This window comes from Pseudomonas sp. E45-MNA-CIBAN-0222, assembly GCF_040310405.1.
GTDB lineage: Bacteria > Pseudomonadota > Gammaproteobacteria > Pseudomonadales > Pseudomonadaceae > Stutzerimonas > Stutzerimonas stutzeri_AC.
In genome coordinates, this window is sequence record NZ_JBEOPU010000239.1 from 1 (window position 1) to 236 (window position 236).

The window sequence follows — 236 nt, forward strand, 5'->3', positions numbered from 1 at the left end:
GTACATAATCTTCATCTAGTACCTCTAGCATCGCCGAGCGCGTCATGCGTGCAATCATCGCGAGTGGTATGGTCGATAAGGCAATAGACGGTAAGATAAAATGTTTTACCACGTCCCAAAATGCGCCCGGTTCACCTGAAGTCAAGGAACCCAATAGCCATGAACCATATAAAGGTTTGACGTCCAAAAACTGCGCGACAGATATGACACCGGCGACGGGTAATAGGCCTAGATAG

At 47.9% G+C, this 236-nt stretch carries 1 protein-coding gene; it reads right to left on the bottom strand.

Features of this window, described 5'->3' with window-relative positions; genetic code table 11:
* Window positions 1–236 (bottom strand): ABC transporter permease subunit (locus tag AAEZ08_RS23460; RefSeq protein ID WP_500125248.1); only part of this gene is annotated, 236 nt, incomplete at both ends.